We start from the raw sequence: 13148 nt of genomic DNA, 5'->3' as shown, positions 1-13148 counted from the left end.
TTTATTGTGTGTCGTCAGACGCCGGCGGAGGCCGGCGATACCTTGAACCAGCGCACCGCACCACCCTTGGTGTGCAGCACCGTGAACTGCAGCCCCGCCAGCGCATAGTGTTCGCCGCGCTTGGGCACATGGCCCATCTCGTGCGCCACCAGCCCGCCTATGGTGTCGAAGTCGGTTTCGGGCAGCGTCACGCCGAAAGCCTCGTTGACGCGCTCTATCGAGGTGTCGCCGCTGACGCGGTAGGTGTGGTCGGTCAGGCCGAAGATGTCGCCGTCGTCCTCGGCGATGTCGAACTCGTCCTCGATCTCGCCGACGATCTGCTCGAGCACGTCTTCAATCGTGATCAGGCCGGCAACGCGGCCGAACTCGTCGATCACGATGGCCAGGTGGTTGCGGTTGCCGCGGAACTCGCGCAGCAGGTCGTTCAGGCCCTTGCTTTCGGGCACGAAGACGGCGGGGCGCAGCAGGGCCTTGATGTTGAGTTCGGGCGCGCGCTGCAGCTTGAGCAAATCCTTGGCCATCAGGATGCCGAGGATGTTTTCCTTTTCGCCTTCGTAGACGGGGAAGCGCGAGTGGGCGGTGTCTATCACCAGGTGCAGCAGTTCGTCGAAGGGCGCGTCGATGTTGATCACGTCCATGCGCGGCGCCGCCACCATGACGTCGCCGGCCGTCATGTCGGCCATGCGGATCACGCCCTCGAGCATTTCACGGCTCTGGGCGCCAATAACGTCATTGTCCTGGGCCTCCACCAGGGTTTCGATCAACTCGTCTTTCGAGTCGGGACCGGGGTGGAGCATTTCGGCGAGCTTTTGCAGAAAGCCTCGCTTGTCTTCTGGCCTGGAAGACCGACTAGGGGGAACGTCGGACACGTGATGGCGGTCGGTAGTTGTGAAGGGGCTAAGGATAGCTGAAATCTTTGACACTGAGGGGGATGTGATACGAGGGACCGGATTTAAAAGCATTTTCCGCGCCAGCCTATCGTATTTGGGCTTTCTCAGCTATTGATTTGATAGCGAATCGGGGCTTTCCCCGGCCCGACGAAACCTTTGGTTGTATTGGGCGGCCCGCACAAAGCTCAGGCCGCGGCGGCAGCCTTGCGGATCTCCTGGCTCACATGCCGCCCCTGCCGCTCGGCGCCGGCCCGGCCGGCGCGCAAGGGCGCCGCCGCCCGCACCGCCCCCAAAGCCCCGGCCAGGCACTGCGGCCGTCCCCGCGCGCCGCCGGCCAGGTAATCCGCGAGCAGCGCGCCGCGAACCTCTTCTTCGGCCAGGCCGCGCACCCCGGTGAGGTGCTCAAACAGCAGGTCCACCAGTTTCTCCAGCGCGAATTCATGTGTCTTGGCCGTGCTTGCCCACAGCCAGTCGCTGAAGCGCAGGAAGTGGCCGAAAGCCGAGCCGGGCGCCAGCAACAGCTGCAGCCCCTGCGCGAAGCGGCCGGAGTTCGCGACCATTTCCCAGTAACGCGCAAAGCGGTTGATGCGCTGCATGGTGGCAAAGTCGATCGTGGAGTTCTGCAATATCGTGTACGGCGTCTGCGGGTCGTAGGCCATGGCAAAGGCCTCGGTGTGCCGTGTGATCGGCGTGCCGCGCAGGCGCTTCAGGATGCCGAACTGGATCTCATGCGGCGCGAGCGCATGCAGGCGGTCAAAACCCTGGGCAAAACTTTCCAGGGTTTCGCCGGGCAGGCCGAAGATCAGGTCGGCGTGCACATGGGCCCGGCTTTCGGTCACCAGCCAGCGCAGGTTGTCGGCGGTCTTGCCGTTGTCCTGCTTGCGCGAGATGCGCTGCTGCACCTCGGGGTTGAAGCTCTGGATGCCGACTTCAAACTGCAGCGAGCCCGCGGGGAACTGCGCGATCAGGGCCTTGAGGCGCTCGGGCAGGCTGTCGGGCACGACCTCAAAATGCACAAACAGGTCGGGCGCCATCCGGTCCAGGAAGAACTGCAGGATGCGCACCGAGTTCTCGACCTTGAGGTTGAAGGTGCGGTCGACGAACTTGAAGTTGCGCGCACCGCGCCGGTACAGCGCGTCCATCTCCGCCATGAACACCTCGAGGTCAAAGGCCCAGGCGGTCTTGTCGAGCGAGCTCAGGCAGAACTCGCACTTGAAGGGGCAGCCGCGCGAGGCCTCGACGTAGAGCAGGCGCTTGGCCAGGTCCTCGGCGGTGTAGTCGCCGTAAGGCAGGGCCAGCGCCTCCAGCGGCGGCTGTTCGCCGGCGATCACCTTCATCAGCGGCTGGGGGCCGTCCAGCAGCGCGCGGCACAGTTTGGGAAAACTCACGTCGCCCCAGCCGGTGACCACATGGTCGGCCAGGCGGCAGATCTCCTGTTCGCCGGTCTCGTAGCTGACCTCGGGCCCGCCCAGCACGATCTTGATATCGGGCCGCAAGGCCTTGAGCAGGCGTACCACCTGGGTGGTCTCGACCACGTTCCATATATAGATACCCAGGCCTATCACCTCGGGCTGCAGCGCCAGCAACTCTTCGACGATCTGCGTGGGCCGCTGCTGGATCACGAATTCGCGCAACTGCGTGGCTTCGCGCAGGCCGGGCCCGCCGTGTTTGTCCATATTGGCCAGCAGGTAGCGCAGGCCCAGCGAGGCGTGGATGTACTTCGCGTTGAGGGTGGCCAGGACAATACGGGGCATGACCCTATTATCGGAGTTGGCTCCAAAAACGGCTGTAATCACGGGGCCGGCAGGCAGATCCAGCGCCACCCACCCCAGGAACTAATGCCCCCACCGCCCGCTCACACTCCCACCATGCATTTCAAGCGCCCCCTGTCCGCCGCCCTCGCTGCTACGTTTTTGATAGCTCTTGGTGCCATGTCCGCAGTGGCGAGCGCCCAGAATGCGCCCTTGAACCTGCCCGGCAAAAGCAGCCGCGGCGCGGCCGCCAGCGTGGTCACGACCGACCAGGTGCGCGCCGAACTGCTGGCCTGGGCGCCCGAGGGCGTGGAGCCCGGCAAGCCGGTCTGGGTGGGCCTGCAGCTCACGCACCAGCCCGAGTGGCACACCTACTGGAAAAATTCGGGCGATTCGGGCCTGCCCACGCAGCTCGACTGGCAGCTGCCCGCGGGCATTGATGCGGGCGAGATCGCCTGGCCGACGCCGAAAAAAATCCCCATCGGTACGCTGGCCAACTACGGCTACGAAAAAACCGTGCTGCTGCCGGTGCCGCTGACGGTGGCGCCCGGCTTTGCCGGCAGCCAGCTCGAGGTGAAGCTCAAGGCTGCCTGGCTGGTGTGCCGCAAGGAATGCATCCCGCAGGAAGGCGACTTCGCGCTGAGCATCCCGGTGCGCAGCTCGACCGGCGCCAGCAGCCAGCTGTTCAAGGACACTTTCGCCGCCACGCCCAAGGCGCTGCCCGCCGGCGCCAGCCAGGTCGACGTCGGCGGCGGCAAGGCCATCAGGATTTCCCTGGCCGGCCTGCCCGCCGCGCTGCAGGGCAAGACCCTGGCGCTGTACCCCGAGACCGGCAGCGTGATCGAACCCGCCGCCGCCTGGCAACAAGCCTGGCAAGGTGCGGTGTGGACGGCCGAGGTGCCGCTGTCCGGCCAGCGCACCGAAAGCCCGGCCAGCATGCCGCTGGTGGTGGCCCTGGACAATGCCGCCTACCGCATAGACGCGCCGGTCAAAGGCGCCTGGCCCGCGCCGGCGGCCGCCGCCGTGGTGCCGCCCGCGCTCGAGGCGGCGCTGCGCGCCAATGCTTCGGCCGGCGCGACGCCGCTGCAAACCAGCGCGGCGCCGGTGGGCCTGATCGCCGCGCTGCTGGGCGCCCTGCTTGGCGGGCTGGTGCTCAACCTCATGCCCTGCGTGTTCCCGGTGCTGGCCATCAAGGTCGTGGGGTTTGTGCAGGTGAAAGACTCCGCCACGCGCCTGACGACCGGCCTGGCCTATACCGTGGGCGTGGTGCTGTCCTTCCTGGCGCTGGGCGCGCTGCTGTTGGGCCTGCGCGCCGCGGGCGAGCAGCTGGGCTGGGGCTTTCAGCTGCAGAACCCGGCCGTGGTCGCGCTGATGGCGGCCTTGTTCACGCTGCTGGGCCTGAACCTCGCGGGCCTGTTTGAATTCGGCAATCTGCTGCCGGGCCGGCTCGCGGGCTGGCAGGCGAAGAACCCGACCGTCAATGCGTTTTTGTCGGGCGTGCTGGCCACGGCGATCGCCTCGCCCTGCACAGCGCCTTTCATGGGCGCCTCGCTGGGTTATGCCGTGGGCTTGCCGGCCCTGGAGGCGCTGGCGATTTTTGCGGCCCTGGGCGTGGGCATGGCCCTGCCCTACCTGGCGGCCAGCGCCATCCCCGCCGTCGCACGCGCCCTGCCGCGTCCCGGCCCCTGGATGGTGACCTTCAAGCAGCTGATGGCCTTCCCGATGTTCGCCACCGTCGCCTGGCTGGTCTGGGTGCTGGGCCAGCAAAGCGGGGTGGACGGTGCGGGCGCGCTGCTGGCCTTGCTGGTGCTGATGGCGCTGGTGATCTGGGCCTTCACGCTGCGCGGCACGGCGCGCACCTTGCTGGCGGCTTTCTCCCTCGCGCTGGGCGCATGGGGCCTCTGGTCCGTGGGCCCGAACATCACCCGGCCGGTCGCCATCGCGTCGGCTGCACCGGTGGCCGACGGCTGGCAGGCCTGGGAGCCGGGCCGGGTTGACCAGCTCGCCGCGCAAGGGCAAAGTGTGTTCGTGGACTTCACCGCCGCCTGGTGCGTGACCTGCCAGTACAACAAGAAGACCACGCTGTCGAATGCCACGGTGCTGGCCGACATCCAGGCGAAAAACGTGGCGCTGCTGCGCGCCGACTGGACACGCCGCGACCCGGCCGTGACGGCGGCGCTGGCCCAGCTGGGCCGCAACGGCGTACCGGTCTACGTGATCTACAAGCCCGGCCGCGCGCCCGTCGTGATGTCGGAGATTCTGTCGGTGGATGAGGTAAGGGCCGAGCTGGCCAAGCTGTGATGTTGTCTATTCTTCTTTCAAGGAGTCAAGCCATGAATGATCAAGCACGCTCTGCGCGGCCATTGAACCGCCGCCACTTCTCCGGCGCCCTGGCCATCACACCCTGGCTGGCAACGGCCGCGCTGTCCCCGCTTTCCGCCCGGGCCGCTTCTGCAGCCGCCGTGGGCCAGGCCGCGCCCGACTTTTCCGCCGTGGACACCTCCGGCAAGACGCATCGCCTGAGCGACTACAAGGGCAAGCTGGTGGTGCTGGAATGGACCAACCCGGGCTGCCCTTTTGTGCGCAAGCACTACAGCGGCAACATGCAAAGCCTGCAAAAAGAATTCACCGCCAAGGGCGTGGTGTGGCTGGCCGTCAATTCCACCGAAGCCGGCAGCGGCGACTACCTGGCGCCGGCCAGACTCGCCGGCTGGATCGCCGAGAAGCAGGGCCAGCCCAGCGCCACGTTGATGGACGAATCGGGCCAGCTCGGCCAGCTCTACGGCGCCAAGACCACGCCGCACATGTACATCATCAGCCCGCAGGGCCAGCTGGTGTATGCCGGCGGCATCGACAGCATTCCCTCGGCCCGCGTGGACGACATCAAGACCGCCACCAACTACGTGCGCCAGGGCCTGACGGAAGCGCTGGGCGGCAAGCCGCTGAGCGTGGCCAGCAGCCGAGCCTACGGTTGCTCCGTCAAATACAAGGACGCGTGATTATTCTCAGCAAAGGCCCGCCATGACATCCCTGCCCCCCGCCGAACGCATGCCGCACATCCTGAACCACTACCGCAACATCGCGGTGGTGGGCCTGTCGCCCCATCCGCACCGCGCCAGTTTCGACGTGGCGCGCTACATGCAGGCCAACGGCTACCGCATCATCCCGGTCAACCCCAACGCCACCGAGGTGCTCGGCGAAAAAGCCTATGCCTCGCTGACCGAGGCCGCGCGCCACGAAAAAATCGAGCTGGTGAACTGCTTTCGCAACAGCGCCGACATCCCTCCGGTGGTTGACGAGGCCATCGCCATAGGCGCCAAGGCGGTCTGGATGCAGCTGGGCATCAGCAACCCGGCCGCGGCAGCCAAAGCCGAGGCCGCCGGCCTGCTGGTGGTGCAGGACCACTGCATCAAGATAGACCACCGGGTGCTGCAGTCGCGCGGCCTGCTGGACACGGCGGCCCGCACGGGCGCGGCTTCGGCCTGAGCTTGCGCTTCACCAAGGCTCGGGAAAGCCATGCTTGCGCGGCCGGGCGCGGCCGCTGAGAATGCGCCATGTCCTTGCGCACGGCACCCACCTTCCCTCCCACCCCTGCCGCCCTCGTCGTTTCGCCTTCGCTTTTTTCCCTTTTCTCCCTCTTCCGCCTTTCCCTGCTGCTGGCCGCCGCGCTGCTGGCCGGTTGTGCCGGCCCGGCGCCCATTCACAGGGGTGAAGCCCAGGCCGCGCCCATGGCCGCCAGCGAGGTGGGCCAGTCGGACGTAAACCGCATGGCCACACTAGGCATGCGGGACAACCTTGAAAGCCTGCTGCGCCTGGCCGACAAGCTGTACCGCCGTAACCCGGCCGAGTGGCGCAAGACCAGCCCCGTCAGCCGCGACGCGGCCCTGGCCCAGCTGCGCGTGGCCGTCGACACCCGCACGCCCTGGCCCGAACTGCAGGGCAAGCGCGACATCGCGGCGCTGTCGCTGGCCCTGGGCCCGGACTTCAAGGGCGACCGCGTGGCGGCCTTCATCTACGCCAGCGCCGACATGGTGGTCACGGCCCACGGCGGCAAAACCAGCTTCTACCTGACCGACAGCCTGGACGCGCAGTACATCTACAACGCCGCGCGCAACATCGAGATTGCCGTCTGGATGCTGTCGAACCGCCGCAATGCCGCGGGCCAGCCCCTGCTGCTGGCCGACGAGATCACCGAGCGCGAACGCAACCTGAGCTTCGAGCGCGAGTTCGGCAAGGTCATAGGCCGGCTGGATTTGCTGGCCTCGGTGCTGACGGAAAAGTACCGGCGTGCGGTGATCACTTATGTTCAAAACCTGCTGGGAGGAACCTTCCTCCAGTTCTTGCCCGTCAGGTAGCCCTGACTTAACCAAGTGACAGCACGGAACCGGCTTCGCCGGGCCGTAGATGTCGCCCCCTAAGGGGGGATCCCGCTACATGAAGTGAGCGGAGAAGGGGGAGGCACGTCTTCGGCCGTAGACAATAGGCTTTTGCCAATCGTTTTTCCGGAAGCCGCCATGCCCGACAACTACCTGCCCGAGGTCCGAAACCAGTACGAGGCCCTGCCTTACCCGCCTTGCGATCCGCAGGACGACCGCAAGCGCCTGGTGCTGACCTGGCTGGAAGACCTGCCCATGATCAACCACTACTGCTTTGCCGGGAAGCAGTCCTTCCAGAAGGGCTTCCGGGCGCTGGTGGCCGGCGGCGGCACGGGCGACGCGACGATCTTCCTGGCCGAGCAGCTGCGCCACACCGATGCGCAGGTGGTGCACCTGGACATGAGCGAGGCCAGCATCGCGCTGGCCAAAGAGCGTGCGCAGATCCGCGGCTTGACCAATATTCAGTGGGTGCATGACTCGCTGCTGAACCTGCCGGCGCTGGCCGCGCAGCTCGGAAAATTCGACTACATCAACTGCAGCGGCGTGCTGCACCACCTGGCCGATCCCGACCTGGGCTTCAAGGCGCTCATGAGCGTGCTCAAGGAAGACGGCGCCATCGGGCTCATGGTCTATGCCACCACGGGCCGCATCGGCGTCTACCAGATGCAGGCGCTGATGCGCATGGTCAACGGCGGCGAGACCGATGCGCAGCGCAAGATCGCCAACACCCGCGACATCCTGGCCAGCCTGCCGCCCGGCAACTGGTTCAAGCGCAGCGAAGAGCTGCACCACGACCACAAGGCCGGGGACGCCGGCATCTACGACTTGCTGCTGCATTCGCAGGACCGCTCATACAGCGTGGGCGAGCTGTTCGACTGGCTCGGCGAGGGCCACGGCCTGCACCTGGCCTTCAGCGACGTGCAGCGCGGCCGCTCGCCCTACCTGCCGCACATGGTGCTGGGCAGCAAGCCGCCGGCCATGGCCGCGGCGCTGCGCCAGCTGCCGCTGAGGCAGCAGTATGAAATGGCCGAGCTGATGGGCGGCAACATCATCACGCATTCGCTGTACCTGACGCGCGATGCCGCCTGCACCGCGCCTTACGGCGACACCGACTACGTGCCTTTTTTCTACCACGAGCCCTTGACGGCCGAGATCGCGGCGCAGGTCTTCGGCAACAGCCGCGGCCAGCCCTTCATGCTCAGGCACCAGCACTCGGGTGTGTCCGTGATGGTCAACCCGGGCAAGTACGGCGCGAAGATCCTGGCGCTGATAGACGGCCGCCGCAGCTTCGGCGAGATCTTCGAGCAGTTCCGCGCGGCCTGGCAGGGCAAGGCCGCCGCGCCCGACAACGCCGTGCTGTTCGCCGACTTTGCCGAATCCTACGAGACGCTGAACGCACTGGAACGCCTGCTGCTCAGGCACGTTTCAGTCGCCATCCCGGCCACGAAATAAGAGACGTCTCAGGCGGCGGAGCTCGACAGGGCGGCCGGTTGCGACGGCTGCTCCGCCAGCAGGTCCACGACAACCACCAGTTCACCGCCGAAGCGGCCTATGCCCAGGCCGCTCATGAGCTGCTGCTCTTCTTCCTCAGAGGCCATGCGCACAAAACACAGGGCCTGCTGCTTGCCGGCATGGGCTGCCGGCAGGATGTTGAGCTGCGTGACCGAGCCGAATCGGGCGCACATTTCCCTCAAGACGGTTTGCAGGGTGGCGATGTCAGGGCATTGCTGCAACTGGTCGAGTTCGAGAGGGCTCATGAGTCCTTGCTTGCAATAAAAAAGTACGGGGATACGAGGCGGTCACGCAAATAGCGCGAGGAGGTGGTGCAGCATGAAGGGTGAGGCTACGACCTTCCGTGAGGTCCCGACGACCCACAGCGTAGGACAAAACCGTGCACAGGTAAGTGACCGAACGTTTTGCAACGCTTTATCGCCAACGCTTGCAAATCTCACGAAAAAATCACGGCGCGATGCGTCAGCATGGTCTACTGAATGTTCTGAAAAGCAGGTGCTTGCCCGTGTCCGTTTCCGTCCCCAGCCTCGATCCTGCCTTCGCGCTCCATGTGCTGCCGCATTCGGGCGCCGACCGGCTGGCCCGGCTGGCAGCCCGCGCCTGCGGCGTGCCGATTGCCATCATTGCGGCCCTTGAAAACGACGAAGCCCAGTTCGTCGCGGGCACCGGTTTTTCCGCGCAGGAGCGCGAGGGGCTGGTCGCGCTGTGCGAAGCCACGCTAGAAACGCCGCCGCGCCAGCCGCTGTTGCCGGCGCGCTGTGCGCCCGAAATCGGGTTTTACCGCGGCCTGCCGCTGAGCCGCGAAGACGGTACGCTGCTGGGCGTGCTGGCGGTCATGGACAAGCCGGCACGCGGCCTCAGCCCCGAGCAGGAAGAAGACCTGGAGACGCTGGCCGGGCTGGCCGCCGCCCAGTTGGATGCACGGCGCGCGCAGGCGCCGCACGCCGCGCAGACCGGCGAAGACGCCCAGCGCCTGGCCACGCGCCTGGGCATCACGCTGGAAAGCATCACCGAAGGCTTTTACACACTGGACCCGCAGTGGCGCTTCAGCTACCTGAACCGCGAAGGTGCCCGCCTGCTGGGCCGGCCCCCAACGGAGCTGCTGGGCAAAAGCATCTGGAAGGAGTTCCCGGGCGCGATCAACACCTTGTTCTCGGAGCAGGTGCGCGCGGCGGTGGCGGGCAACTACCAGGTGGAGTTCGAGGCCCTGTATGCGCCGCTCGACAAATGGTTCGAGATACGCGCCTACCCCTTTCCCGACGGGCTGGCGATTTATTTTCGCGACGTCAGCGAGCGGCGCAAGGCGCGCGAGCAGCTCATGCTGCTGGAGACCAGCATCTCGCGGCTCAACGACATCGTGATGATCGCCGAGGCGGTTCCCTCGGGCCGGCCCGGGCTGCGCATCATCTTCGCCAATAACGCCTTCGAGCAGCACACGGGTTACAGCCCCGGCGAGGCGCTGGGCCACTCGCCGCGCCTGCTGTGCGGGCCGCTGACGCAGCGCAGCGAACTGGAGCGCCTGCGCAACGCCTTCCAGAAGGGCGAGCCGGTGCAGGCCGAACTGATCACCTACAAAAAGAACGGCCGGCATTTCTGGATGGAAATCGACATCGTGCCGGTGGCCGACGATGCCGGCGTGTTCGTCACGCACTGGGTGGCGGTGGGGCGCGACATCACGCGGCGCAAGGTGGCGGAAAGCGAGATCAAGCACCTGGCCTTCTACGACCCGCTGACCCAGCTGCCGAACCGCCAGCTGCTGATGGAGCGACTGGACAAGGCGCTGCTGCACAACCGCCGGCATCCGCGCGAAGGCGCGCTGATGTTCATAGACCTCGACAACTTCAAGACGCTCAACGACACCATGGGCCACCAGAAGGGCGACCTGCTGCTGCAGCAGGTCGCCAGGCGCCTGGCGGCCTGCGTGCGGCAGACCGACACGGTGGCGCGCCTGGGCGGCGACGAGTTCGTGGTCATGCTGGAAGACCTGGGCCAGGACCCCGCCGAAGCCACCGTCAAGGCCGAGATCGTGAGCGGGCAGATCCTGGCCGCGCTGTGCGAGCCCTACAGCCTGGCCGGCTACCAGCACTACAGCACCTGCAGCATAGGCGTGACCGCCTTCAACCAGACCCTGAACAACATCGGCGACCTGCTCAAGCAGGCCGACCTTGCGATGTACCAGGCCAAGATGGCGGGACGCAACACGGTCTGCTTTTTCAACCCGGCCATGCAGGCCGCCGTGACCGCCAGCGCCGCGCTGCAGTCGGACCTGCGCCAGGGCCTGCGCGAAAAACAGTTCCTGCTGTATTACCAGCCGCAGGTGGGCCGCGACGGCCGCATGACCGGCGTGGAGGCGCTGCTGCGCTGGCAGCACGGCGAACGCGGGCTGGTGCAGCCCGCGGAATTCATCCCGGCCGCCGAAGACGCCGGGCTGATACTGCCGCTGGGCCAGTGGGCGCTGGAGACGGCCTGCCGCCAGCTTGCGGCCTGGGCCCAGCGCCCCGAAACCGCGGCTCTGAGCATCGCGGTCAACGTCAGCGTGCGGCAGTTCCGCCACCCCGAGTTCGTCGACCTGGTGATGGCCGCGCTCAAGGAAACCCAGGTCAGCCCGCACAAGCTCAAGCTGGAGCTCACCGAAAGCCTGCTGGCCGAGGACATGGAAATCACCATCACCAAGATGGCCAGGCTCAAAAAAATGGGCGTGACCCTGTCGCTCGACGATTTCGGCATGGGCTATTCCTCGCTGTCCTGCCTCAAGCGCCTGCCGCTGGACCAGCTCAAGATCGACAAGTCTTTTGTCGAAGACATCCTGCGCGACCCCAACGACGCCGCCATCGCGCGCACCATCATCGGCCTGGCGCAAAGCCTGGGCCTGGGCGTGGTGGCTGAGGGTGTGGAAACCGAGGCGCAGCGCGATTTCCTGTCGCGCCACGGCTGCGACTGCTACCAGGGTTATTTGTTCTGCAAGCCGCTGCCGATTGATGAGCTGGAAACCTTTATCAGCGCGTTGCAGAGGTGACGGCCGGGAGCGGCGCGGCCTTGTGGTGCTCGAGCCGGAAGATCAGCTCCTTGACGATGCCGTACATGAGGGCGCGATCGCGGCTCGGGTGGTCGCTGAAATGCACGGTGGTGGCGCCCAGGGTCGCGCCGTCGCCGTCAAAGCCCACACTGATGCCGTAGGCCGCCATCAGCGGTCCGCAGGCACGCCAGTCGCGCGTCCACTGCGGCAGGGCCTGGGCGCTGTCCCAGAGCGTGCCCGCGCTTTCATAACATTCCTCGATGTGCGTGTGCCCCAGCAGCTGCGCCAGGTGGCGTTCCTTGGCGATGCAGCTGCGGAAATATTCCTGGTCGTTCATGCGCATGGAAACACTCCTTGGAGGCTGTCCGGGGCCTGGTCGGGGCCCCTGCGGCCATGGTAAATCCGAAGCCGCGCCAGTGCCAGCGGACACAGACGCACACCTGAGACAATCGGTGCATGTTTGCACCCCTTCAAAACGACACTTTTTTGCGCGCCTGCCTGCGCCAGGCCACCCCCCACACCCCCGTCTGGCTGATGCGCCAGGCCGGCCGCTATTTGCCCGAATACCGCGCCACGCGCGCCCAGGCCGGCAGCTTCATGGGCCTGGCCACCAACACCGACTACGCCACCGAGGTCACGCTGCAGCCGCTGGAGCGCTACCCGCTGGACGCCGCCATCCTGTTCAGCGACATCCTGACCGTGCCCGACGCCATGGGCCTGGGCCTGTCTTTTGCGCTGGGCGAGGGCCCGCGCTTTGCCACGCCGGTGCGCGACGAGGCCGCCGTGGGCAAATTGCAGGTGCCGGACATGGCCAAGCTGCGCTATGTGTTCGATGCCGTCACCTCCATCCGCAAGGCCCTGAACGGCCGCGTGCCGCTGATCGGTTTTTCGGGCAGCCCCTGGACGCTGGCCTGCTACATGGTCGAAGGCGCCGGTTCCGACGACTACCGCCTGGTCAAGACCATGCTCTACCAGCGCCCCGACCTGATGCACAAAATGCTGGCCGTGAACGCCGACGCCGTGGCCGCCTACCTGAACGCCCAGATCGAAGCCGGCGCCCAGGCCGTGATGATTTTCGACAGCTGGGGCGGCGTGCTGGCCGACGCGGCCTTCAAGACCTTCAGCCTGGCCTACACGGCCCGCGTGCTGGCCCAGCTCAAACGCGAACATGAGGGCGTGAAGATCCCGCGCCTGGTGTTCACCAAGGGCGGCGGCCAGTGGCTGGAGGCCATGGCGCAGCTCGACTGCGAGGTGCTGGGACTGGACTGGACGGTCAACCTGGCCCGCGCGCGCGCGCTGGTCGGCGAGCAGGGGCCGCAGGCCAAGGCGCTGCAGGGCAACCTGGACCCCAACGTGCTGTTCGCCAATCCGGCCCAGATCGAGGCCGAGGTGGCCGCTGTGCTGGACAGCTTTGGCGCCCCCCATACCGACCCCCATAAGGCCGGGCCGACCCATATTTTCAACCTGGGCCACGGCATCAGCCAGCACACGCCGCCGGAGAGCGTCGAAGTGCTGGTGCGCGCAGTGCACGCTCACTCTCGCAGCATGCGCACCGCCCGTAGCTAACGCTTTTTGCGCATACCCCGAAATCGCCCGAAATTGG

11 protein-coding genes are annotated in these 13148 nt (G+C 66.4%); 7 read left to right on the top strand and 4 right to left on the bottom strand.

Annotation, left to right across the window (positions count from 1 at the left end):
• Positions 1-14 precede the first annotated feature (14 nt).
• Complete coding sequence (locus tag ACSQ27_RS13525) at positions 15-797, bottom strand: HlyC/CorC family transporter (protein ID WP_436156001.1); 783 nt, start codon at positions 795-797, stop codon at positions 15-17.
• Between the two features lie 278 nt (positions 798-1075).
• Positions 1076-2644 (bottom strand): B12-binding domain-containing radical SAM protein, encoded by a 1569-nt coding sequence (locus ACSQ27_RS13520; protein WP_436156000.1) that lies wholly within the window; start codon positions 2642-2644, stop codon positions 1076-1078.
• A gap of 114 nt (positions 2645-2758) precedes the next feature.
• On the opposite strand from ACSQ27_RS13520, the gene ACSQ27_RS13515 reads away from it, so the two are divergent.
• The 5 genes from ACSQ27_RS13515 to ACSQ27_RS13495 all read left to right on the top strand — a co-directional run bounded on the left by ACSQ27_RS13515 (position 2759) and on the right by ACSQ27_RS13495 (position 8469).
• Positions 2759-4942, top strand: a complete 2184-nt coding sequence (locus ACSQ27_RS13515; RefSeq protein WP_436155999.1) for a protein-disulfide reductase DsbD family protein — start codon at positions 2759-2761, stop codon at positions 4940-4942.
• Between the two features lie 32 nt (positions 4943-4974).
• On the top strand, positions 4975-5640 hold the full coding sequence (locus tag ACSQ27_RS13510) for a thioredoxin family protein (RefSeq protein WP_436155998.1): 666 nt from the start codon (positions 4975-4977) through the stop codon (positions 5638-5640).
• A gap of 22 nt (positions 5641-5662) precedes the next feature.
• The gene (locus tag ACSQ27_RS13505) at positions 5663-6127 is read left to right on the top strand and encodes a CoA-binding protein (RefSeq protein WP_436155997.1); all 465 of its coding nucleotides are present in this window, start codon (positions 5663-5665) and stop codon (positions 6125-6127) included.
• 68 nt (positions 6128-6195) lie between these two features.
• Positions 6196-6996: a hypothetical protein gene (locus ACSQ27_RS13500; RefSeq protein WP_436155996.1), complete on the top strand. Its 801-nt coding sequence runs from the start codon at positions 6196-6198 to the stop codon at positions 6994-6996.
• 132 nt (positions 6997-7128) lie between these two features.
• Positions 7129-8469, top strand: coding sequence for a class I SAM-dependent methyltransferase (locus ACSQ27_RS13495; RefSeq protein WP_436155995.1), 1341 nt, complete (start codon positions 7129-7131; stop codon positions 8467-8469).
• A gap of 8 nt (positions 8470-8477) precedes the next feature.
• Here the strand turns inward: ACSQ27_RS13495 and ACSQ27_RS13490 are convergent, their stop codons facing one another.
• Positions 8478-8774, bottom strand: coding sequence for an RNA recognition motif domain-containing protein (locus tag ACSQ27_RS13490; RefSeq protein ID WP_436155994.1), 297 nt, complete (start codon positions 8772-8774; stop codon positions 8478-8480).
• 260 nt (positions 8775-9034) lie between these two features.
• Between ACSQ27_RS13490 and ACSQ27_RS13485 the strand changes: the two genes are divergently transcribed.
• Positions 9035-11545, top strand: a complete 2511-nt coding sequence (locus ACSQ27_RS13485; RefSeq protein ID WP_436155993.1) for an EAL domain-containing protein — start codon at positions 9035-9037, stop codon at positions 11543-11545.
• Here the strand turns inward: ACSQ27_RS13485 and ACSQ27_RS13480 are convergent.
• Entirely contained in the window at positions 11526-11888 is a 363-nt protein-coding gene (locus tag ACSQ27_RS13480; RefSeq protein ID WP_436155992.1) for an aminoacyl-tRNA synthetase, read from the bottom strand. The genes ACSQ27_RS13485 and ACSQ27_RS13480 overlap by 20 nt on opposite strands.
• A 113-nt stretch (positions 11889-12001) precedes the next feature.
• On the opposite strand from ACSQ27_RS13480, the gene hemE reads away from it, so the two are divergent.
• Positions 12002-13111 (top strand): uroporphyrinogen decarboxylase, encoded by a 1110-nt coding sequence (gene hemE, locus ACSQ27_RS13475; RefSeq protein ID WP_436155991.1) that lies wholly within the window; start codon positions 12002-12004, stop codon positions 13109-13111.
• Positions 13112-13148 lie beyond the last annotated feature (37 nt).

Source organism: Polaromonas sp. LjRoot131 (assembly GCF_964252805.1).
Lineage (GTDB): Bacteria > Pseudomonadota > Gammaproteobacteria > Burkholderiales > Burkholderiaceae_C > Polaromonas.
Note: the sequence above shows the minus strand (reverse complement) of the source record. Positions and strands in the feature narration are given on the sequence as shown.

Coding starts and splice junctions, on each gene's coding strand:
- ACSQ27_RS13505 (WP_436155997.1), top strand. CDS start 5,663: ATGACATCCCTGCCCCCCGCCGAACGCATGCCGCACATCCTGAACCAC.
- ACSQ27_RS13500 (WP_436155996.1), top strand. CDS start 6,196: ATGTCCTTGCGCACGGCACCCACCTTCCCTCCCACCCCTGCCGCCCTC.
- ACSQ27_RS13525 (WP_436156001.1), bottom strand. CDS start 797: ATGCTCCACCCCGGTCCCGACTCGAAAGACGAGTTGATCGAAACCCTG.
- hemE (WP_436155991.1), top strand. CDS start 12,002: ATGTTTGCACCCCTTCAAAACGACACTTTTTTGCGCGCCTGCCTGCGC.
- ACSQ27_RS13510 (WP_436155998.1), top strand. CDS start 4,975: ATGAATGATCAAGCACGCTCTGCGCGGCCATTGAACCGCCGCCACTTC.
- ACSQ27_RS13490 (WP_436155994.1), bottom strand. CDS start 8,774: ATGAGCCCTCTCGAACTCGACCAGTTGCAGCAATGCCCTGACATCGCC.
- ACSQ27_RS13520 (WP_436156000.1), bottom strand. CDS start 2,644: ATGCCCCGTATTGTCCTGGCCACCCTCAACGCGAAGTACATCCACGCC.
- ACSQ27_RS13480 (WP_436155992.1), bottom strand. CDS start 11,888: ATGCGCATGAACGACCAGGAATATTTCCGCAGCTGCATCGCCAAGGAA.
- ACSQ27_RS13515 (WP_436155999.1), top strand. CDS start 2,759: ATGCATTTCAAGCGCCCCCTGTCCGCCGCCCTCGCTGCTACGTTTTTG.